Annotated in this window: 18 protein-coding genes; 3 read left to right on the top strand and 15 right to left on the bottom strand. The window is 41.9% G+C overall.

Annotation, left to right across the window (positions count from 1 at the left end):
* Positions 1-278: 278 nt before the first annotated feature.
* The 3 genes from AB6735_RS06560 to AB6735_RS06570 all read right to left on the bottom strand — a co-directional run bounded on the left by AB6735_RS06560 (position 279) and on the right by AB6735_RS06570 (position 4859).
* On the bottom strand, positions 279-1673 hold the full coding sequence (locus tag AB6735_RS06560) for an arginine decarboxylase (RefSeq protein WP_370995063.1): 1395 nt from the start codon (positions 1671-1673) through the stop codon (positions 279-281).
* Between the two features lie 709 nt (positions 1674-2382).
* Positions 2383-3315 (bottom strand): citrulline utilization hydrolase CtlX, encoded by a 933-nt coding sequence (ctlX, locus tag AB6735_RS06565; protein ID WP_370995064.1) that lies wholly within the window; start codon positions 3313-3315, stop codon positions 2383-2385.
* A 101-nt stretch (positions 3316-3416) separates the two neighbouring features.
* Positions 3417-4859 (bottom strand): arginine deiminase family protein, encoded by a 1443-nt coding sequence (locus tag AB6735_RS06570; protein ID WP_370995065.1) that lies wholly within the window; start codon positions 4857-4859, stop codon positions 3417-3419.
* An 86-nt stretch (positions 4860-4945) separates the two neighbouring features.
* Here AB6735_RS06570 and argS point away from each other — a divergent pair, with 86 nt between their 5' ends.
* Positions 4946-6712 carry an arginine--tRNA ligase gene (gene argS / locus AB6735_RS06575; RefSeq protein WP_370995066.1) on the top strand — a complete coding sequence of 589 codons (1767 nt, stop codon included), beginning with the start codon at positions 4946-4948 and terminating at the stop codon, positions 6710-6712.
* Between the two features lie 145 nt (positions 6713-6857).
* Here the strand turns inward: argS and AB6735_RS06580 are convergent, their stop codons facing one another.
* The 6 genes from AB6735_RS06580 to AB6735_RS06605 form a co-directional block, all read right to left on the bottom strand.
* Entirely contained in the window at positions 6858-7148 is a 291-nt protein-coding gene (locus AB6735_RS06580; protein ID WP_370995067.1) for a hypothetical protein, read from the bottom strand.
* 53 nt (positions 7149-7201) lie between these two features.
* Positions 7202-8113 carry a 3-hydroxyacyl-CoA dehydrogenase family protein gene (locus AB6735_RS06585; RefSeq protein WP_370995297.1) on the bottom strand — a complete coding sequence of 304 codons (912 nt, stop codon included), beginning with the start codon at positions 8111-8113 and terminating at the stop codon, positions 7202-7204.
* Positions 8114-8169: 56 nt separating this feature from the next.
* Positions 8170-8787, bottom strand: coding sequence for a dethiobiotin synthase (bioD, locus tag AB6735_RS06590; protein WP_370995068.1), 618 nt, complete (start codon positions 8785-8787; stop codon positions 8170-8172).
* Positions 8777-9907 carry an aminotransferase class I/II-fold pyridoxal phosphate-dependent enzyme gene (locus AB6735_RS06595; RefSeq protein ID WP_370995069.1) on the bottom strand — a complete coding sequence of 377 codons (1131 nt, stop codon included), beginning with the start codon at positions 9905-9907 and terminating at the stop codon, positions 8777-8779. The genes bioD and AB6735_RS06595 overlap by 11 nt, the downstream gene beginning before the upstream one ends.
* Before the next feature lie 57 nt (positions 9908-9964).
* Positions 9965-10336 (bottom strand): hypothetical protein, encoded by a 372-nt coding sequence (locus AB6735_RS06600; protein ID WP_370995070.1) that lies wholly within the window; start codon positions 10334-10336, stop codon positions 9965-9967.
* Between the two features lie 74 nt (positions 10337-10410).
* Positions 10411-11187, bottom strand: a complete 777-nt coding sequence (locus AB6735_RS06605; protein ID WP_370995072.1) for an XRE family transcriptional regulator — start codon at positions 11185-11187, stop codon at positions 10411-10413.
* Positions 11188-11273: 86 nt separating this feature from the next.
* Here AB6735_RS06605 and AB6735_RS06610 point away from each other — a divergent pair, with 86 nt between their 5' ends.
* Positions 11274-11630, top strand: a complete 357-nt coding sequence (locus tag AB6735_RS06610) for a nuclease (RefSeq protein WP_090471830.1) — start codon at positions 11274-11276, stop codon at positions 11628-11630.
* On the opposite strand, the gene msrB is transcribed toward AB6735_RS06610, so the two are convergent.
* The 4 genes from msrB to AB6735_RS06630 all read right to left on the bottom strand — a co-directional run bounded on the left by msrB (position 11620) and on the right by AB6735_RS06630 (position 18672).
* Entirely contained in the window at positions 11620-12096 is a 477-nt protein-coding gene (gene msrB / locus AB6735_RS06615) for a peptide-methionine (R)-S-oxide reductase MsrB (RefSeq protein ID WP_370995074.1), read from the bottom strand. The two genes, AB6735_RS06610 and msrB, sit on opposite strands and share 11 nt — an antisense overlap.
* Before the next feature lie 151 nt (positions 12097-12247).
* Entirely contained in the window at positions 12248-12850 is a 603-nt protein-coding gene (locus AB6735_RS06620) for a fasciclin domain-containing protein (protein WP_370995075.1), read from the bottom strand.
* 118 nt (positions 12851-12968) lie between these two features.
* The gene (locus AB6735_RS06625; RefSeq protein ID WP_370995076.1) at positions 12969-16184 is read right to left on the bottom strand and encodes a tolB protein precursor; all 3216 of its coding nucleotides are present in this window, start codon (positions 16182-16184) and stop codon (positions 12969-12971) included.
* A gap of 151 nt (positions 16185-16335) precedes the next feature.
* Entirely contained in the window at positions 16336-18672 is a 2337-nt protein-coding gene (locus AB6735_RS06630) for a penicillin-binding protein 1A (RefSeq protein ID WP_370995077.1), read from the bottom strand.
* Between the two features lie 281 nt (positions 18673-18953).
* On the opposite strand from AB6735_RS06630, the gene AB6735_RS06635 reads away from it, so the two are divergent.
* Positions 18954-19832 (top strand): polyphosphate kinase 2 family protein, encoded by an 879-nt coding sequence (locus AB6735_RS06635; RefSeq protein WP_370995078.1) that lies wholly within the window; start codon positions 18954-18956, stop codon positions 19830-19832.
* A 198-nt stretch (positions 19833-20030) separates the two neighbouring features.
* Here the strand turns inward: AB6735_RS06635 and AB6735_RS06640 are convergent, their stop codons facing one another.
* Both AB6735_RS06640 and AB6735_RS06645 read right to left on the bottom strand, forming a co-directional pair.
* Entirely contained in the window at positions 20031-20396 is a 366-nt protein-coding gene (locus AB6735_RS06640) for a hypothetical protein (protein WP_370995079.1), read from the bottom strand.
* 351 nt (positions 20397-20747) lie between these two features.
* The gene (locus tag AB6735_RS06645; RefSeq protein ID WP_370995080.1) at positions 20748-23351 is read right to left on the bottom strand and encodes a GH92 family glycosyl hydrolase; all 2604 of its coding nucleotides are present in this window, start codon (positions 23349-23351) and stop codon (positions 20748-20750) included.
* Between the last annotated feature and the right edge of the window lie 109 nt (positions 23352-23460).

Below are 23460 nucleotides of genomic sequence, written 5' to 3' on the forward strand. Positions count from 1 at the left end.
AGTTTGCAGTTTGCAGTTTGCAGTTTGCAGTTTGCAGTTTGCAGTTTGCAGTTTGCAGTTTGCAGTTTGCAGTTTGCAGTTTGCAAAAGAAAATGGCAAACAAATTAGATAAAAAATCAAGAAATCCCTTAATCCTTTGAATCAGGGTTCAGAAAATCAACGGAATCAACGCCATCACCAAAATCAACGGTCAAAAAATAGCGATAAGTATAAAACTCATCGCTATAAAATAATATAATAAGAGTTGTGCCAACGGCAAACTCAAAACTGCCAACTGCTTATGTAGTGTAGCCCAGAATTTTTAGCACTTGTTTACTATTCTGCTCCTCACCAAATACCTCAAAATTGAATGTTTCATCACGATTGCGGCGAATGATCACATGCTTGGGCGAAGGAAGTAAACAATGGTGTATACCGCCGTATCCGCTCAATACTTCCTGGTAAGCTCCCGTGTTAAAGAAGCCCAGGTATTGTACCTTACGGGTTTTAGGCATAAACACACTGTTCATGTGCGCTTCCTGGTTGTAATAATCCTGTCCGTCGCAGGTAATGCCTCCCAAATTTACACGCTCATATTCCGAATCCCAGTTATTAATGGGCAGCAGGATATATTTTTGGTTCAGCGCCCAAACATCCGGCAAATTGGTAATGAATGAACCGTCGAGCATCAACCATCTTTCACGGTCGTTTTGTTGTTTACGGCCTAATACTTTATATAGAATGCCCGAAGCTTCGGCAACGGTGTATTTACCAAACTCAGTGATAATATCCGGTTCGATGGTGTCATTATCAGCACAGATCTCTTTAATACGGCTTACGATCTCGTTGATCATATACTCGTAATCAAAATCAAATACCAGCGAATCTTTGAAAGGCATACCACCACCAATATCCAGTGTATCCAGAGCCGGGTTTACTTTTTTGAATTTGCAATAAAGTGTTACGTATTTTTCCAATTCATTCCAGTAGTATGGCGTATCGGATATACCTGAGTTGATAAAAAAGTGTAATAACTTTACCTGGAAGTTAGGGTTTTCTTCAATTTTGTTATGATAAAAATCAATCACATCTTCCATACGTACACCTAAACGCGAGGTGTAGAATTGAGAGTCGGGTTGCTCTTCGGCAGCTATACGGATACCCAGGTTACAAGGGGTGTCCATCTCAATCTCATCATCGTACAGGTTAAATTCCTCCTTATTGTCCAGTACCGGTATGATGTTTTTGAATCCATCATGCAGCATGTCAATAATATAGGTTTTATACTGAAAGGTCTTAAAACCATTACATATCACGGTAATGTCTTTGTTTACCGCGCCTTTTTTCTCCAGTGCATCAATCATGGGCATGTCAAAGGCCGATGATGTTTCCAGGTGGATCTCGTTTTTCAACGCCTCTTCCACAATGTGTCTGAAATGCGAACTTTTGGTACAATAGCAGTATTTGTAGCTGCCACGGTAATTATTTTTGATGATAGCCTGCTGAAACAACAGTTTGGCCTGCTGTATTTTCTTGGTTATCATAGGCAGATAAGTAAAACGTAGTGGCGTACCATACGTTTCGATCATCTCCATTAAATTAAGGTCCTGAAAGTATAGTTCATCGTCGATGATCTCAAAACCATCCTGCGGAAAACCTACACTCAAATCAAGAAATTCCTGGTAACTCTGCATCCTTAAAAAATTTGGGGCAAAAATGTGATTTTTAAACGGAATTAACTGCTAATTGTTGGGATAATTTTTATGGTTTGAATGTAATTTATTTAACAAGGGATAAATCGCAGTGTGTATGTATTTGTTTAATTCTTATAGTCATGTAAAAAGACATAGGAAAAAGCAAAAAAGTTGTCTTGATAAAGTAATATTTTTATTCTATAGTTAAAATATTTACTATGTGGCATTCATTTTGTTCACCTGTAGTTATTTTTGCATAAAAGAATAATTTATGTCGCTACAATCAATAACAACAGATCATTCAGGTAATCTCAATAAGAAACAACTATCCTGCGCAAGATGTGGTGCAGAACGGGTTGAAAGGATTCCGAGAGGCACAATAATCAAAACTTTTTTATTTTGGTTGCCATTTAAAAGATACATTTGTTATAAGTGTTTGCACAGATTTTATTCTTTATAGTAAAATTTTGTAAATCATTTTCTTATTTTTATCTCCATAGTTAATTAATTTCTTTTAATTAAATATGGAGATAAAGGATAATAATAAAAAAAAGCGCTGCTGCTCTACCTGCAAAAAACAGTTTCATTATCAAATGCACAGAAACTGGTTTGTTAAAAATATTTTATTCTTTTTGCCTGTAAGGAAGTTTTTTTGCGCAAAGTGTCAGAAAGCTGTATATATTTTGGTGCAAAATAACAGAAGGGTAAACTAATGATTAGACACAGCTGGTAAATGCACTTCAGCCATCATACACCTGGCACTGCCGCCACCATTAGTTTCAATCGTATTGATATCAGCATAAACCAGTTTACCGTATTTTTTGAGCGTGCTTTTTTGATCTTCATAAAGGGCCTCGTACGCATTTTTAGACATCACCACCAGGGTTTCGCCGGCCTTGTTCCTTACCTCCAGCATATTGCCAGCGAATTGGTTCATTTGTTCAAATGATATTTCAATAATTTCCTTTTTAGTTAACCGTAATGATTCCAGAACTTCTACTTTTTCATGTGGGTTCGGGATACTATCAGTACAAATCACAGCAAACCCACTTCCAATACACATCAGCACGTTGGTGTGGTAAATGGCTTTCTCATGTTCGTCTACCGCGTCAAAGCTGATGGCCTGATAACCTGCCTGCTCGCAAAAGACGCTCAGTGCTTCTTTATCTGTACGGGGAGAAAGGCAGGCATAGGCTATTTTATTTTCCCGGTCAAGCACCATACTACCGGTACCTTCCAGAAATTTATTTTCAGCTTCAAAACGACTTAAATCAACTATATGATCTACCTTAAAATGATCTTCCAGTTTGCTGATGATATCTTCCCGGCGTTCTAGCCTGCGGTTTTCGGCCTGCATGGGATACAAAAATACCTGACCATCGGCATGAAATGATACCCAATTATTCGGGAAGATAGAATCAGGTGTATGCGGCTGCGGGGTATCATCAACCACGGTAACATTTACTCCGTTTTCTTTCAGCGTTTTTACAAAACCATCAAATTCGTTCAGGGCTTTATCCTGAACTGCCAGTTGATTGGCATCCCGGTTCTGAAAAGCGTTACTCTCTGCTGTTTGTTCATTAAAGCCGAAATTGACCGGCCTGATCATTAATATATTATTGGTTGATTGATTATTAGTCATTTTATTAAAAATTTTTGTCTGAATCAGAATTTACAGAATTGGGAAATTAACAGAATTATTATGGTGTTATTCTGCAAATCCTTTAATTCTGTAAATCTGATTCAGACAACTTTATCTCTTAAAAGCGGCATGCTCATGCAATGAAAACCACCACGAGCCCTGGAAAGTTCTGCTGATGGCATTAAAATTAAAGTATTGGTCAATTCTTGCGGATCAAGCTCGCCTGATTCAAATTTCTGTAACAAATCGGTCACCCTGATTACATTAAACCCATTTTGCTTAAATGCCTCCACGGTTTTATCGTTACGGTCGTATCCCAAAACCACACCTTCTTTAATAGCCAGCAGGTTGCATGAATCTGTCCATTGCTCGCGTGCATCAAATGGGAAAGTATTATTACCCGAATAAATGAACTTTGTTTTATGATCGCTTTCCAGATCATTTTCACTGATATCAGCCAGCAGATCTTCGATACAGCCGAATAATCTGGGCTTCTTGCCTTTTTCAAACTGTACAATTTCAGCTCGTTCTTTTTGTTTTTTATCGGCAAACCAGGAGATAGGTTCCTGTTCTTCAATAGGGGCTTCTGCTACTGCCAGGGAACGCAACAGTACCCAGGTATCTCGCTTAACCTGTGTAAAAACCGTATCAATATGCATGTAATCGCGCTTGTGCGGAATTTTTACAATGGTTACCTTTTTTACGACATCGTTATCAAACAAAAGCTTAATAGCCTCATTGGCACCGCTGATGGATGTGCGTTCGCTACAGCCGATAACCAAATGTTGCGGACTTACCATCATCACATCACCGCCTTCCAGCGTTGTTTTCTCAAGATTGTCTTCGCCCGGGCGTAAAAAATGCTGGGCGGTTTCGGGAATTTCGAGAATATTGTTGCGGTATTCAGCAAACAGGGGGTGATTAAAGAATATATACCGTGCCAGCAGCGTTTCGCGGAAACGTGCCTTTTTTGCGGGTTTATTCAACAACATGTGATTGTTGATGGCAATGCCAATATCTCTCGAAAATATGAGGTTGGGTATAGGGGCGAAGATCATCTCTTCGGTACTTAATGAACCCGATATGAATATTTTGGCCAGCTCAACAGGATCGGTATCTATCAGTTGCTGCTGCAAGCGATAGTTACAGCTTTCAATAGCACAAACGGATGCTACCAGTTTTTCGCGGATATCGGCCTGCTTTAAAATATCGGCCAGTAAAGTTTGTATTTCAATTACTTTACCCGAAGCGTGAAAGCCTGGGTTGTCGGGCTTAAAAAATGTACGTTGATGGTCATGATCAATTTGCTGTAACTTGCCTTTGATCTTATCCGGATCCAAAAAATAAAGCAACAATTTTACGTAATAATCATACTCGTTTTTACGCATGGTATCCAGGTGCACAATGTCTTCAAACAACCAGTCCTGGGCTTTTGATGGTACTACTTTACCCAGGCCACTATCTGGGCTGTGGATGAGTAAGGTGCGGAGCGTTCCAATTTCGGAGGTTACATCTATTCTAAAATCGTTGTTTTTAAGTGTCATAAATGGATATAAGAAGAACAAATCTATTCAGAATAATCAACATTTTATTATAACAAGGATATTGGCAATTTAATTAATTTTGCCGGATGGATTTTATTATTGAGGCAGCTGTTAAAGCAATAAAACAACTATATCAAACAGATGTAGCCCCGGCTGCTATAAGTTTACAGGAAACCCGGAAAGAATTTGAAGGGCAAATAACCATAGTCACTTTTCCTTTTACCAAATTTTCGCGCAAGGGGCCAGAGCAAACCGGCGCCGAAATAGGGGAGTATCTGAAAAATGAATTGAAAGAGGTTGCCGCCTTTAATGTGATCAAAGGCTTTTTGAATATCTCCATAAGCGACGAATACTGGATAGAACAACTATATAACCATATACTATCGGATGATTTTGCCATAGCCAAGCCTAACGGACAGAAAGTAATGGTGGAATATTCATCACCAAACACCAACAAGCCACTACACCTGGGGCATATCCGTAACAACCTGTTAGGCTACTCGGTGGCGCAGATATTGGGTGCGGCCGGGTACGAGGTTATAAAAACCAATCTGGTGAACGATCGCGGTATCCACATCTGCAAATCCATGCTGGCCTGGCAAATGTTTGGCAATGGTGAAACACCTGAATCCTCAGGCATGAAAGGCGATCATTTGGTAGGTAAATATTATGTACTGTTTGACAAGGCTTATAAAACTCAGATAGAAGAGCTGAAAGCCGAAGGTCAAAGTGAAGATGAGGCCAAAAAGAATGCGCCTGTTATCAAACAAGCCCAGCAAATGCTGCAAAAGTGGGAAGCAGGCGATGCCGAAGTGATCGATTTGTGGAAAACCATGAATGGCTGGGTATATGCAGGTTTCGCTGAAACTTATAAGCAACTGGGTGTCGGTTTCGACAAATATTACTACGAATCAAACACCTATCTTTTAGGTAAGGATATTATTGAAGAAGGCCTGGAAAAAGGGGTTTTCTTCAGAAAGCCGGATGGCTCCGTTTGGATAGATTTGACACCTGATGGCCTGGATGAGAAACTGGTGCTACGTTCCGACGGTACCTCTGTTTATATTACCCAGGATTTGGGTACCGCCCAATTAAAATATAACGACTTTCACATGGATAAATCTATCTATGTGGTTGGCAACGAACAAGATTATCACTTTAAAGTACTGTTCCTGATATTACGTAAACTGGGTAAGGCCGGAGCTGATGGATTGTTCCATTTGTCGTACGGAATGGTTGATTTACCATCGGGTAAGATGAAATCGCGCGAGGGTACTGTAGTTGATGCCGATGATCTGATGGCCGAAATGGAAGCTACTGCCAAAGAACAAACCGAAGCTATGGGTAAGGTTGATGGTTTTAGCGAGGAGGATAAGCAGCAATTATATCATACAATAGGTATGGGCGCGCTTAAATATTTTCTGCTCAAGGTTGATCCTAAAAAACGTTTATTGTTTGATCCTAATGAATCGGTTGATTTCCAGGGGCACACCGGGCCATTTATACAATATACACATGCCCGTATCAAGTCGGTACTGAGCAAAGCGAATTACCAGGTTAATACTACAGTTGGAGTCACCGAACTTGCTGATGTAGAGCGCGACCTGATCGTATTGTTAACTCAATTTCCTGATATCATCCGTACAGCAGCAAATGATTACAGTCCGGCTGTTATAGCCAATTATGCCTATGAACTGGCTAAAGTATATAACAAGTTCTATCACGAAAAATCAATCCTGCAAGCTGAGGATGAGATATCCAAACAATTTCGATTGCAGTTATCGGCATCATCGGCCAAAGTAATCAGCAAGGCTATGAACCTGTTGGGCATTGATGTGCCCGAGCGGATGTAACCCCCCAACCCCCTGAAGGGGGAGCTTTTAATGTGCAGATTACAGATGTGCAGATATAACACTAAGGCCTGGTTCTTTTTAGAACCAGGCCTTAGTGTTTGAAATTAGATTTAAAAAAAAACTCCCCCTTCAGGGGGCTGGGGGGCTACCTCCAATAGCCTCTGTGCCATGCATATCCCCGACGAACCGGGTGCCAATAGCCCCGTACGTAAGTACGACCGGGACGTGGATGCGCATAATAACCATTTATATAAACATATCTTCCGCCTCGCCATGCCCATTCACCGGGTACCCAGTAAGCGCCGGGATAGGGAGCTACCGGGCGCACATATACGGGTTCTGCAGGGCGTTCGGCAACATAATAATCAGCAGCACATGAACTGAATAAGGTGCCGGTTAAGGCCAGTAATAATCCTATTTTTGCTATCTTTTTCATCTGTAATATGTTTTAATTTAAAGCAGTTACAGATTTATAGACAGTTGGAATATTTATTGGTTTAATGAATTTTTGGTGAATTTGGTCGCCACAACCAGGTCTTTACTGCCCGGTGTATACTTATAAAAGCCGCTTCCTGTTTTTGCACCCAGGTGACCGGCTGTTACCATGTTTACCAATAAAGGGCATGGCGCATATTTTTGATTACCAAAACCATCATATAATACCTTTAAAATGGCCAGGCAAACATCAAGCCCAATAAAATCGGCCAGTTGCAAGGGGCCCATGGGATGTGCCATGCCTAATTTCATCACGGTATCAATCTCTTCAACACCGGCAACCCCTTCATATAAGGTATAAACGGCTTCGTTGATCATCGGCATCAGGATCCGGTTGGCCACAAAGCCGGGGTAGTCATTTACCTCAACCGGATCTTTACCTAAAGTTGTGGACAATTGCATCACGGTTTGCGTAACTTCATCCGTAGTAGCATAACCTCTGATCACTTCTACCAGTTTCATTACAGGTACCGGGTTCATAAAGTGCATGCCTATCACGTTGCCTGGATTTTTAGTAACAGCAGCAATCTGGGTGATGGATATGGATGATGTGTTGGAAGCGAGGATCACCTCGTTACTGCAAATATCACTTAGCTGTTTGAATAGTTTTAGTTTGATCTCCCTGTTCTCAGTTGCAGCCTCTATTACCAGGTCAGCATTTTCTGCTCCGGATGACAGATCCGTATATGTTTTGATACGGCTTAGTGTATCGATTTTTAGTTGCTCGTCGATAGATCCTTTTTTTACCTGCCGGTCAAGGTTGTTGGCAATGGTTTGTACGGCCTTGTTTAAAGCTTCGGCGTTAATGTCAATCAATGATACTATAAAGCCATGCTGCGCAAAGGTATGCGCTATGCCATTCCCCATTGTTCCTGAACCTATTACGGTAATATTTTTCATGCTGATGTGCTTGTGAAAGCTAAATTGAGGTAAATTATTTGCTTAGCAAAATGATTGCGCTACTATAAGGTAATATAGCTCCCTGCTCCGCGTATTTTTTTGGAGTTAATGGTATCTAAAGCAGGTATATGACCCAGTTCTTTTACTCCAGAGTAATTGAGGATAAATGTTTTTGAGTAGATATCCTTATCCCCGTTAAATACAATGCCGCGCACAGGTATTTCATATTGTTTAAGCATACTAAGCGACAGCAGGGTGTGGTTGATACTTCCCAAATAATTTTGCGATACCAGTATCACCTGAGCGTTTAATTGTTTGATCAGGTCAATGATCAACGCGTTATCATTAAGCGGTACCATGAGTCCACCGGCTCCTTCTATGATCAGCTGATTGTCGGTTTTGGGTGGAATAATAGTTTGAATATCGATCACTACGTTATCAATAGCGGCCGATTTATGCGGCGAAAATGGCTGGGTCAGACGATAAGCTTCGGGATAAAAGCGGGTGGTCTTGTTCGATACCAGGTCCCGCACCTTGAGCGTATCGCTATTATCGAGATCGCCGGATTGTATGGGTTTCCAATAGTCAGCCTTTAGTTTTTCTGTTACGATGGCCGAAATAATTGTTTTGCCAACCCCGGTGCCTATACCGGTAATAAATATGGGTTGTTTATCGGGCATTTATAAATTGATTAATAGTGTCAGTAAGTTTTATAATGTCATCGCTTGTGTTAAATGAGTGCAGGCAGATACGGATCCTTTCGGTGCCGGCGGCAACGGTTGGACTAAGTATGGCCCTCACATCAAGCCCCCTGTTTTGCAAAGTATTGGCCATACCTCGAGCCTTATCATTACTGCCAAGCACGATGCATTGAATAGGGCTGTCGCTATTTAATAATGGATATGTGCCTTTCGAGGTGATCTGTTCTTTAAACAGTTTGATATTGTTTTTGAGATCTATGACCTCCTGTTCCGCACTATTTAGCAATTGGTAAGCCATTTTTACAGATGCCAGTTGATGAAAGGAGGCAGCTGTAGTATAAATAAAAGGACGGGCAAAGTTGATCAGATATTGTCTTAATATCTCACTGCCCAATACAATGGCCCCGTGACCACCCAGTGCTTTACCAAAAGTAACGATTGATGCGAAAATCCGTTTTTGTAAGCCGAGTCCGGCAACTAACCCCGCTGGATATAACCCTACTGCATGAGCTTCATCAACAATTAAGTTAGCGCCGTATTTTTCTGTAATATGCAGTATATCCAATAGCGGTGGCGTATCCCCATCCATAGAATAAACGCTTTCTATCACCACGTAACAATTCCCTTTAGCCAGTTTTAATTTAGCTTCCAGGCTTTCGGTATCATTATGTTTGAAGCTGTAACGATTGGCATAGCTTAGTCGGGCGCCGTCAATTGCCGAGGCGTGGATCAGTTCATCCAGGATAATAGTATCACCACGCTGTGCTAAAGATGATAACAAACCCAGGTTAGCATCGTACCCGGAATTAAAAAGGAGACCAGCCTGGTACTGATGATAAACAGCGATGGTTTTTTCCAGGTCTTCGGCATATTGTAAATTACCAGATAACAGCCGGGATCCGGTTGAGCCATTAAAGCTATGCGGGTGATTTTGTACTTCCTGCTCAATGTTGCTCTTTAGGGTGGCAGATCGTGCAAAGCCAAGATAATCGTTAGAGCAAAAATCAATAAGATCGTTTTCGGGTTTTAATCTCCTGTACGTTCCTGATGATTGCCTTTCGTTAAGCCTGGTTTTTAAATATATTTCTGCAGCCGTCAAATGAAAATGATTTGTGCAAAAATATAAAAAGCGGCGCTAAGCCGCTTCTATTATGAATTAATTTTGTGAGCCGCCTCCGCCGCCTTGTCTCATCCTGTCCATGCGTTCTTTCATAGCGGCATCATAAGCAGTAGCTTGTTCTGGTGTTAAAACGGCTTTAATCTTATCATTAGTTGCTTTCATCATTGGCATCATAGCGCTTCTCATCGCATCCCTATCGCCATTTGCTGCTGTTCTGACGCTATCCATTTTGGTAGCCTGTTCTTTATATATGGCGGTTACTTTAGTGGTTTGATCGTCAGAAAGCTTTAGCTGTGTTTGCAGAGCTTTAGCCCTTTCTTCCGGACTTTTTCTCATACCGCCACCTTGTGCACGGCTTACCGCTGAAATCCCGATAAGGAAACAGCACATTAACAACAATTTTTTCATAGCTTTTAATTTATTTACGTTTTATAATCTTAGGATAAAGATATGCCGTAAAGGTTTAAATAAGCTGATGTAACTTAATTGTTGCTTTGTTGTAAATTGGATATGGAGCGCTGCATCTGAGCCATCATACTGGTGAGGCTTTCCATGGTAGGCTCAGGTGTGGGTTGCGGTAATTGTGTGGAGATATAGCCTTTTGCTTTCCATATTTCCAGCACATCCTCGCCGTTTATTTCATAGGGCTCATAAACGGGGTTATCCGATATTAATTTGAGCTTTTTGTTTTCTTTAAATTTATTACCGATACGTTTATATACAACCCCATCGTTTTTAGATATCACAATATAAGTTTCGCCGCTTTTTATATCGGCCCAGTTTTCCAGGTATTCACCTATAATAATATCGCCTGATATTATAGGCAGCATTGAATCGCCTTTTATTTCAAAAGCACGGTAGGTGCCTTGTTTAAACATAGGCAGATAAAATTTAGGTAATTGAGATACATATTCCGGATCGGCATAGCCATTTAGGTAGCCCGCGCTTGCTTTTAACGGTACCATTTCAATATTCTCGTTATCCTCTTTATCAACAGAGATGCTCAGTATGCGCAGGTTAGCCGGATTGCCTTTGGGTTTTGGCGCCCATTTTTCATCGATGGTTTCGTTAATAAAATCATCAATAGTAATGTCAAAAAATATTGCTAAAGTTTTTAGTAGTTCGTATTTGGGTTCGGCTCTTTCTTCTTCATATGCGCCTACTAATGAACGTTTTATACCTAACTGATCGGCAAATTGCTGTTGGGTTAAACCCTTCTTTTTGCGGAGAAACTTAATATTTTGTGAAATTATTGACATAAAATTTGCATTTGCTAAAATTATTAGTAATTTTATGCTCATAAAGTTAGTAATAAATATTGGTTCACCAAAATTTTTATCATAAAATGAAACGTTTTGTATATATCATCACCGACAGAAACAGGAAAAATCTTCACGTTGGTTTATGCTCAGATCTGGTAAAGACACTGCAATTCTACAGCGATATGCCCACTTTATTTTTCGACAGCGCACAGCAGCTTAACCGTTTGGTTTATTTTGAAGAGATCAATACTGAAGAACAGGCCATGGAACGTTTCAAAGTAGTAAGCACCTACACCCGCCCGCAAAAAGAAAAAATGATCAGACCTGTTAATCCGGACTGGATAGATCTGACCATTGGTTTAAAGTTTGAAAGTGGTTTACGGGTAAGGCCGCAATTGCGCCCATCTGTAAATGCTAATCGCCGGGCGGTTACTTTTTAATAAATTTTAATGCACCCGAGTTCATGCAGTATCTTTTGCCGCCACGGTCTGCAGGGCCGTCGTCAAAAACATGACCCAGGTGTAAACCAGTACTTTTTTCGATAACTTCGTCGCGGCTCATGCCATAGCTGTCGTCATGTACAATGGCAACTTTTTTGGAGTCAACGGGTTTTACAAAACTTGGCCAGCCTGTGCCGCTGTCAAATTTATCATCGGAGCTAAATAGTACCTCTCCGGTGGCCGCACTTACATAAACACCTTTTTGGTGATTGTTCCAGTAGTCGTTTTTATATGGCGGTTCTGTTCCGCTTTCAACCATAATATGGTATTGGTTGGGGGTTAGTGTTTTCTTCCACTCTTCTGCTGGTTTGCTCAGCTTCTTTTTGGCAATCTGGCCACTGCTGTTCTGACAACCAAATGCAGTCACAACAAATAATATCGCTATTACTAAAATTGATCTTTTCATTTTTAAGTATTTAATCAATATAAATAGAATAATGAGTTATTACACTCATTGTGCTTTTGTTTGTTTAGTCGCCAATAGCAACAAAACCTTACAAATATTATATCTTAAATACGTAATACTGTTTTAGGCAGATTGTCATTCGCCTGTATTATTATACGGCTTTGGGTTTGGGCAACAGCACTTTGTTGACGATATGTACTACGCCGTTGCTTTGTGCAATATCAAACCGGCTAATGATACTTTGACCACCGGTTTCATCCTCTAATACAATATTATTATTGCCATCAATTTTAGCGATCAGTTTGCCTCCGCTAAGCGTAGTTAAAGTAGTTGACCCTTTATGCTTATTGATCAGTTTATGCAATTCCTTGGCGCTAAATTTCCCGGCAACAGCGTGATAAGCAAGGATGTGGGTTAACTCCCAAACATGCGAGGGTTTTGAAAGCGTATCGAGCTTGCCGGGAGATAAACTTTCAAATGCATCATTAGCGGGCACGAATATGGTAATAGGTCCTTTACTTTTATAAGTCTCGGCTAAGTTGGCCGAACTAACAAAATTATAGAAGATGGACAGATCCTTGTCCGAGGCTATATTTTGTACAATATCATTAGCGGGTTGCATACTGTCGCCGGCAATAGTATGCATCGGGCCTAATGCCGGAATGTTATTAACCGGGTCGGTATCAGCTGCCTGGGCAAGTACGGCGAAGCTACACATCATCAGAGCCAGACTCAATAACAGTATTTTTTTCATATCAGGCTGCAAATATAAACAGATATTATTTCATAACTATTTTAAGCCGTTTAGGTTTTAAATAAAAAAAGCGACTTTATTGCCGCTTTTGCTTTTATTACTTTTATGTGATGTTTGGCTACCATCCGGGTGTAAACCCTAAACCAAATAGTGGCTTTTTAACATCGGTACGATTGAATGGAACAGCCAGGTAAGGCTCCAGCACAAAAGCCCCAAATACGTTAATCCTTAATGATATACCAGCGCTTAACGCCGGAACCCTGCCATACACCGCTTCGGTAACGGGTTGCCCGTTTGCTATAGTAGGCGTGCCATCGTCATTAAGTACCGGTTTTTCGCCTATTACCGGTGGGTTTTTCTGGAAATAAATATGGTCGCCGGCATTCCAGGCTAAGCCCGCATCGAAAAATAAGTTAAGATCGGTAAACAGGAACTTTGATTTGATCTGGGCCAGTTTCTCCGGTCCGGTAAGCGGTAAACGCACTTCGAAGTTGAAAACCGCTATGCGGCTGCCTGATAGCTGATCAATGGTAAAGCCATTAGTACCTGCTTTGCCGTTGTTGTAAAAAGTTTGGCCTTCATAACCGCGTATATAAAACGGATAGCCTACGTATAAGGGATAAAGCCCGGTGGCATCACCGCCAAAACGACCATAGCCATAAAACCTCGCAGCAAAAGTAACCGGTTCAACCCGTACATACTTCCGCAGATCGATAGTTGGCGCGAAGAAATGGTATGTGCCGAAATTGTACTCAGCTTCCAGGCGATACCTGAAACCGTTGAGCGGGGCAGTTACACCAAAAAAGGAATTGTCGCCCACTAAAGCGGTTGATACCTGAAAAAGCGAGTATGATTTCAGGCTGGTGCCAATCAGTTTACCTTCATCGTCATTGGAGATCTTTTTCTTATCTGATGTTAAATAATTTGTGGTAATGGTTTTGCTTTTATCGGCATTGATAGTGGTATCTAAAGCATAGTAATCGCTGTACCGATCAACCCTGTAGGTGTTGTAGGATGCACCGGCGCCAACCTCAAAACGCGTTGTTTTGGAAATAGGATAGGAGGTGAATACCCTGGCCGCATCTTCAAAATTGCGTATGATGTCAATATTATCTGAAAGGACAGTCTCGTTTTTACCGCTCACACTTTTTGTTGGGAATGTTCTTGTTTGAATACCAAATTGATAAGGAATGTGCGATATGCCAAAGCCAAGGTTCCATCTGCCGGTTTGATTTACATAGGTTATTGCCGCACCGGAATCATAGATCTGTCCGTTAACCGAGGCTGCCGCGAATATCTGGTTACGTCCCAATATATCGCTAAATACCCCTTGTATGCCGCTTGAAAGACTTGTACCGTAAAAACTACTTACGCCAATGCCAATACCACTGCCAGCCAAATAATCGAGCTTAAACTTGGGTTTGTAAGCGATGTTAACAACCGAATCGGCAGGAATCTTTTTATAAGCCAGGTAGTTATTTAAGTTGGAGTTGATCAGATCGACACCAACAGCGCGGGCCGGTGGCAGTATGCCTGCACTAAAGTTTACATCTGTAGCCTGTAAAGTAACCGGTTTAAAATCAGATGCCTTAGCATTATACAGGGAGTACTTTTGAGCACGATAATAAGAGTAAACCACATCATCGTGATTGGAGATACTTAATGCCGGCGAATACTCTGTAATACCGCAGATGCCGGTAAACAGATCGGTCATTTGCTCAATTTTACCGCTGCTGAGGGTGTAACGGTACATATTGCGGAAACCATCGCGGTTTGATAAAAAGTATACCTGCGAACCATCGGCAGAGTATTGCGGGTTGAGGTTGTTTGAACCGTTAAATATTTTGATGTCGGTTATTTTACCTGTGGCGAGGTCAAGTTCGGCCAGGTTAAATGGGATATCCTGTTCTAACGACTGGTCATAAGTGCTTCTGTCGCTGGAGAAGATGATTTTTTTACCATCCCTGGAATAACTGGGTTGATAATCGGAATATTTATCGTTGGTTAGCTGGGTAACTTTTTTGGTATCAAAATTATAAGAGTACAGATCGCCTTGCCCTTCGGATAACCCCTGGAAAACAATGTCTTTACCATTGGGCGACCATGAAAGGTTACTGAACTGTTCGGCTTTTTCCATCGAGACATCATCCAGTGTATTGCCGCTGGCTACATCCACCACGATCATCCGGTTCCGCCCCTTGCTGAATACACTGAAGGCAAAGCGTTTACCATCCGGTGACCACGTGCCTGCCGATTCTATAAAGTTAAACTCATCAATATGCGTATTGGATACTTTGCTCGTGAGCTTTCGTAGGATGCGTCCCGTATGCGCATCGGCCAGATAGAGGTCGATGGAGAACAAACTTTTAGCCGATAAAAAGGCTACATAGTTGCCATCCGGGCTTACCGCTGGTGCCACTACCAGGTCGCCGCCTGTTTTGCTGTCTATCAGCTTAAGACCTACCGGTTTTTGAACTGTATCTTTTAGAAAGGGTTTGTAAGTGTTCTCGATGGAGGTTTTCCATAAGCGCGACAAGGTCTTGTCATCGTACCCAAAGGTACGCCTGATGCCATAATTAAGGCCGTAGCGTGCCGTATTCTTAAAGAAGGGTACAATTACTGTATCCCCATAGGTTGAGCCCAGGAACGACCAGAAAGCCTCGCCATAGCGATAGGGAAAATACTTATTGCTTTCCGTAAGGTCGCGTACAGTGGGAATATCATGGTTCAGGTAAGCATCACGCATCCACATGGCCGTGTAGGAATCCTTTTTACCTAATGACAGATATTCGGCCATACCCTCAATCATCCATAGCGGGATATTATTGATCTCCTCGAAACTATCACCTTCACCAGCCTGCAGCGCCCGGTACTGAAAAGCGTGTACCAGCTCGTGCCCGATAACGTGGCGGGTGGTTTGGTTGGTTTCCATCACCGGCATTACTACCCGGTTTTTCAGGCCTTCGGTAACACCACCTGTGCCCACGCCAATTTCGCCGTCGATAGCGGTAGTTTGTTGAAAATCGGGATGGTTGGCGTATAGGATAATAGGGTTGGCTGTCTTAAATGTGTCTTTAAATACCTGCTGATGTAAAGTATACCACAATTCGCTTTCCTGGGCAAAACGCTTTACCATACTATCATTTTTTAGGTAATAGTAAATTTCAAAATGCGGGGTTTTATAAACTTTAAACTTGAGATTTTTATAACGCACTTTATTTTGCCCAAAATATTGAGCATAGGCACCGGTGCTTATCAACAAGGAACCTATAAAACAAAGGAGTATAAGGGTGAGTTTTTGGGCCCTATTTGATAAGGAGTAGTGTTTATTCATAACTTAACTAAATAGATATCGCTAATTTAATGAAAAATATGTGTGGATGTGCAGATATACGGATGTGCAAATATGCATATGATAAATAAGTGAAATGTATCATCATTTATCATTTGCACATCTAAAATCTGCATATCTGCACATCTGTCCGCTATTGTCCCGGTGGCGTGCCTTCCTGATTTTCAGGTGTAGTGGTTGGTGCTGCCGGTGTAGGTAATACGTGCGTTGTATCAATAGGGTTGCTTGTACTGTCGACTGTTGCGGTATCGGTCACTATTCTTGGCGACGGACAATTGTACTCCTTGGTGATTTTTACCCATGGTTTCGGGAACGGTCCGTAAGTATATCCCGATTTTGGATCAGCATAAACTTTTTCCATAAAGCGGCCAAAAATAGGCAGGGCCGTGTGCGAGCCTTCACCGGTTTCGGAGGTGGTGAAGTGAACACTGCGGTCATCAGCGCCAACCCATATACCGGTTACCAGGTCTTTGGTAATACCCATATACCAGCCGTCGACATAATCAGACGAAGTGCCTGTTTTACCACCAATTTGGTTATTGTCTTTTTTCCATAGCCCCGGGTATTCCCACAAGGCTTGTGAGGTACCTCCCGGTTCTTCCATACCTCCACGGAACATATACAGCATCAGCCAGGCTGTTTCAGGACTGATCACCTGTTCTTGTTTTAAAGTAAATTCCTTCAATACGCTACCGTCCTGATCCTCAATTCTGGTTACCAGTATGGGGTCTAATTTCTGGCCTTTGTTCAGGAAGGTGCTGTATGCCCTTACCATTTCAAAAACCGAAACATCATTCGAGCCTAATGATACCGATGGTACCGATTTTAGCGGACTTTCGATACCGCATTTATGCGCGTATTCTACAATCTTATCCCAGCCCACCTTTTCGGTCAGCTGCGCGGTGATGGAGTTTACCGATTTACCCATGGCCCAGCGTAATGACATTTCGCGGTACGAGAAATTAAAGTCGGCATTGTTGGGCTGCCAAACTTCATCCTTACCATTGTCTTTATATTTAATGGTTACGGGTTTGTCCGTAAATTTATCGCAAGGGGTAAAACCATTATCCAGCGCGGTTAAATAAGCAAATGGCTTAAATGTTGAACCTGCCTGGCGGCGTGCCTGGTTTACGTGGTCGTAATTAAAAAAGCGATGATCGATACCACCTATCCATACTTTTATTTTACCTGTTGATGGCTCCAGGGTCATCATACCGGTATTCAGGATCTTCGCGTAATATTTGATCGAGTCGATGGTCGAGAAGGTAGTATCTTTTTCACCGTTCCAGGTAAAAACGGTCATCCGTTTCTTCTGTTTAAAATATTGCTGAATTTGAACAGTATCGCCTTTATATTTCTTTTCCAGCAAACTGAAGATAGGCAGGCGCTGTTCGTTTTTCAGGATAAAATCCTTGATCTCCACGCCCTTGGAGTCGCGCCACGGATTTTTATTACCCCACAGGTTATTAAAACGCTTTTGCAGCATCTTCATTTTTTCGGCAACGGCTTCTTCGGCATATCGCTGCAGGCGCGAATCAATGGTGGTATATATTTTTAAGCCATCCTCATATAGGTTATAGCCATTCTCTTTACACCATTTATCCAGCCATTTTTCTACCGCGCGGCGCAGGTAGGAGTCGCCATGCGAATCTTCTTCCACATAGCTCAGATCAAGTTTTATTGGCGCTTTAAAACTGGTATCGTAACCAATTTTGGTCAGATAGCCATATTTCTGCATTTGCCCTAACACGATGTTACGACGCTCCAATGCACGCTCAGGGTTTTTAATAGGGTTGTAACTCGAGGTAGCTTTAAGCATACCGATAAGCAGCGCTGCTTCTGCCGGACTAACCTTATCCGGTGTTTTGTTAAAATATTTTAATGAAGCGGTTTTAATACCGAAGGAGTTATTGCCAAAAGGCACCGTATTTAAATACAGTGTAAGTATTTGCTCCTTGTTATAAACATGTTCAATTTTAAAGGCGGTAAGCCATTCCTTACACTTGTAAACGATGGTGCGGATCACCGGGATATGCTTAATAAAACCCTGCGATTTGCGTTTACGGGTTTCAAACAGGTTTTTGGCCAGCTGTTGCGTAATGGTACTGCCCCCGCGGCGTTCGCCTTTGGCCGTAGATAGCATACTGGTAAAAAACGAGTAGAAATCAACACCGTTATGTTTGTAAAAACGTACGTCTTCGGTTGATATAAGAGCGTTAATGAGATTGGGCGAGATGTTTTTGAGCTCCACAGGGGAGCGGTTCTCCTTATAGTATTGGCCTATCAGCTTACCATCTGCTGTGTATACCTCAGAACCAACAGACATTACAGGGTTTTTAATGTCCTGCATATCAGGTGAGTAACCTGAAAGCCAGAGGAAATTGAGTTCGATACAACAAAAAAAGATGATGACGAAGTAAATAAATATGGCGAAATATCTTAGAAATCGGTTTCGTATACGTCGGAACATTGGGTAAAGATGTAAAATAATGACACTAAATCATAGCACCAAACAAATATTAATATATACAGTTTACATAAAAGTTACAGTATACCCGTCACCAAGCCTGTTTGCACGCGTAAGGCATTAAATTTTCAGTACCTTAAAACCGTATTAATTTAGGTTCGGTCAATTTTGAATTGATCACTGTGGATGCGGATAATTATAAATTTAAACAAACAGTACCGTTATCAACGCAATTTTAACATCTAAATTTTAAGTTGACAAAACTGTAAGGCAATTTTTTTGATATGAGTAACATAATTAACAAGTTTAAGATCGATAATGGTAAGGGCTTTTCGCTTAAAGATCATGATGCCGCTTATGCAGATGGTTTTGAAAAAGATGATGCCAAAGAAGTGCTCACTGCACTGATAGAAGAAACAACCGACCTGCAAACAGAGCTTTACGCTGCTAATAAATATGCGCTGCTCATCATCTTTCAGGCGATGGATGCAGCCGGAAAGGATAGCGCCATTGAGCATACCTTTTCGGGCTTAAACCCTCAGGGCTGCCAGGTATATAGTTTTAAACAACCCAGCACTGAGGATTATGAACATGATTTTTTGTGGCGCCACTACAAAAACCTGCCCGAGCGTGGTCGAATCGGTATCCATAACCGCTCGCATTATGAAAATGTGCTCATTACCAAAGTGCACCCGGAACTCATATTAAAAGAAAATTTACCCGGTATAAATAATGTAAAAGACATTGACTCCAAATTTTGGGATAAACGTTATCAAAGTATCCGGGCCTTTGAAGAGCACCTTACCGGTAATGGAACGGTGATCATTAAGTTTTTTCTGCACGTTTCAAAAAAGGAGCAAAAGGAACGTTTTCTGGAACGAATAGACGATCCGAAGAAGAACTGGAAATTTTCGGCATCTGATGTTGAAGAACGTGGGTATTGGGATGATTACATGGATGCTTATCAAAAAGCTATCCAGGAAACCGCCACCAAAGATTGCCCCTGGTATGTAATACCGGCCGACAAAAAATGGTTTACCCGTATAGCCATTTCAACGGTTATCCTTCAAACACTAAAAGATCTGAAATTAAAATATCCGGTGCTGCCTAAAGAGGAAAAGGAGAAACTGGACGAAGCGAAAAAGATATTGGAAAAAGAGTGAGAGGAATTTTCTCTAAACGCGTCATTGCGAGGCACGAAGCAATCTCTATACTATACAGAGCGAACTTTTCTGATTGCCCTGCTCACGTAGAGATTGCTTCGTGCCTCGCAATGACGAGTTGATAGGTTTCGTGGTGTCCATCATCACAACCAACTTAAATTATTGCCAGTGAGGACACATTTAAACGAGATAAGACGATTATATATTCGAGAACATCGTTTGTGCCCTTTCGCCAATAAGCGGTATTGGTTTACTTTCGCCGTTAATGGCGCCTATAAAGCCTATCACCCATAAAATAAATAACCCAACGCGGATTATCCAAAAAAGTGAATAGCCCATAGTATATCCGCCGGAGAAAAAGATAGCCGCGAAAATAGCCGAAGCCGCCCAGTAAATAACTATGGAAACGATATGAAATAATAGCGTTTGCCTTAACTGATAGCTTGCCTGCGCGGTTTTATTATCCTTATACATAGCGAAATAAGCGATAAGCCAGCCGATGATAAAAAAATAACTTACAATTCCGGCTGTTTTGCCGTTGTCTGTTGATGGTGAGTCGTTCATGGTGATTTATGATTTAGATTTATTGATTATTAATTAAAGCTAACCATATTTTGCCATCAATGTTTTAATTTTTTGTAAATCATGCTATTAGGGATGTCGTGGAACCCGCATCCCGTTGTTCGTGTTCTCACAAACAACTATGCGATTGCTGGCGAGAACATATGCAATGGTCGAGATGGTCGGAAGATTATATTTTTTGGCTAAAGCCTCTAAATGCCTCCATTATCCGTCCCATAAATGAGACGGCAATGAATAAAAAAGTAAGTTATATATATTCTTCATTGCCGTTGGTTTTAACCAACGGATACAAGTGAAATAACTATGGGCTTTAGCACCAAATAACTATTCCACTCAATTTTCCTTCACAAAACTGGCCTCATCAATAAAACTGCTTTTACCATTTACAATAGCTACAGCCTTAACTGTTGTATTGGCAGAGATAGTAACAGGTGCATTATACAAGATTGAGCTGGCAGTAGGCGCCGATCCATCAAGCGTATAATATATTTTGGCATCGGCATCCGCGCTTTTGATCTGTATGCTGAAGGGTTGTTTAAATGTTTTGGATGGTGCTATGATATACGGATTGGTTACGATGATGTTATCGGTAATGGCAGATACAGGTTTCTCCAGGTCCTGCAAAAATAATTTGTTGGACAACCTGCCTGTAAATACCTCAAATTCGCCTCCATCGGCTATGTCGCTGTAATTTAAATACAGTTTATTATACGATTTTTTGGCGAGGCTCATGCCCTGCAAGTAGGTATTGGCCCGGCTTATGCCTGCACCCGGATTGGCAATAACGAACTTTTTGCCGTTCTCGAGGTAAACCGTGGCCTTATCAAATTGGGGGATCCCCACCAGGAACTGATTTTGCCCCGGGGCTATATTATAAATGCCCAGGGAGCTCATCACATACCAGGCCGACATCTGTCCGCAATCTTCATTGCCTGCCAGTCCATCTGGTTTTTCGCTGTATTCCTCACGCAGGATCCGGTCGATATAAAACTGGGTTTTATCGGGCGAATCGGTAAAGTTGTATAAGTAGGCCATGTGGTGGCTTGGCTCGTTGCCATGCGCATACTGACCGATTAAACCGGCCACATCGGGTGGTGCATTACCACTCAGTTTTGAATCAGTGGTAAACAACTCATCCAGTTTGGCTTCAAAAGCCTGTTTTCCGCCCATGCGCGTTATCAATCCATCAATATCCTGAGGCACCAGAAATGAGTATTGCCAGGAGTTACCTTCTGTATAATTAGGGTTGATCTCGGTAGGATTAAAAGGAGCAAACCAGCCGCCGTTAATACGGGCCTGCAAAAAGCTATTCTGATTGTTATATACGTTTTTCCAGTATTGGGCACGTTGGATGTATTCAGCATAATCCTGTGGTTTATCCAGCATTTTGGCCATCTGGGCAATGCACCAGTCGTCATAAGCATACTCCAGCGTTTTAGAAACCGATTCCTTTTGCGTATCGGCCTGTACAGCACCATTTTTACGGTAATTATCTAAGCCAAACTGGTCGCGGTTTACCGCAGCTTTCATGGCGGTAAAGGCTTCGGCAGCATCAAAATCACGGATGCCTTTGGCGTAAGCGTCCACAATAACCGGGATAGAATGATTGCCGATCATACAATAGGTTTCGGAACTGGCCAGCGGCCATATGGGTAATAAACCACCCTGCCCATACATCGCCAGGAAGGTTTTGATAAAATCACGGGTACGTTTTCTGTCGATAAGCGTTAGCAAAGGGTTTTCGGCGCGGAAGGTATCCCATAGCGAAAATACGGTATAGTAGTTAAAGCCCTGGGCAGTGTGTACCTTTTGATCAAGCCCGAGGTATTGCCCGTCTACATCATTATAAATGTTTGGCGCCAGCATGGCGTGGTATAAGGCGGTATAGAAAATGGTTTGTTTGATGTGGGAATAATCGGGCACAACAGGTCGTTTTTCTTTAGGGACGCGACCATTGCCGCCGCCATTTGCGCGGAGTTCTGTTTGGGCGGCTTGTGTGGCCTGGGCAACGGTAGGAGCTCCGCCCTCCACCTGGATCTTATTCAGTTCGGTATTCCAGGTGGCTCTTGCCGTTTTTTGTATCTTTTTAAAGTCGAAATCAGGGACTTCGGCATCCAGATTTTTTAAGGCTCCTTCGGCGCTTACCGCTGATATACCTACTTTGGAAATTACCTCACCGGGGTTATCAAACTGCAGGTACATTTTGATGTTTTTGCCTTCTACTTTTTTCTGGCCTTCCTGTAATTGATCGTTACTGGCTATGCCATAGCTTTTAAAGGGTTTGGAGAATTTGGCATAGAAATAAATACGCTGACCTTTTGCCCAGGAACTGGATTCGCGATAACCACGCACTTCATGATCATTCACTACCTCTATCCAGGAATTGATCACGATGTCGCGGTGCTGCAGATCTATGATGATGTTGGCTTTTGGGGTGCTGGGGTAATCATAACGATGTACACCAACCCGGGTAGTGGCGGTAAGCTCCACACCAATGTTGTATTTATCAAGCAGGGTTTTATAATATCCGGGAGAAGCCAGTTCATTTTTCTTTTTAAAGCCTGAGCGGTATTCAGTGTTTTTAAACTCAGGATCGCCGGTGGTGGGCATAAATAATACGTCGCAATAATCGGCAATGCCGGTACCGCTCAAATGCGTATGTGAAAAGCCATAAACTACCGTATCTGTAAAATGGTAACCTGAGCAGCCATCCCAACCGGTTAAACGCGTATCGGGACTAAGCTGTACCATGCCAAAAGGCAGCACAGCACCGGGATAAGTATGCCCATGTCCGCCGGTGCCGATAAAAGGATCAACCAACTGGGCGTAATCCTTCTCTTTTTTCTTTTCGGCCTTTTGGGCAAGGGCCATAGACGCTGTAGTCAGTAACAAAGAAAATACTAAAACATTACGGAACACAAATTTTATAGCGGGCATACAGGTAAATGCTGTTTATTATATCGCGCAAATTAAAACTTAAATATTATAATTAGTAAAAAATCAGTTGGTCCCGGTAGGGCGTAACAAAATTGTCGCAGACGACTCA

Origin of the sequence: Mucilaginibacter sp. RCC_168, assembly GCF_041355315.1 — a bacterium.
Classification (GTDB): Bacteria; Bacteroidota; Bacteroidia; order Sphingobacteriales; family Sphingobacteriaceae; genus Mucilaginibacter.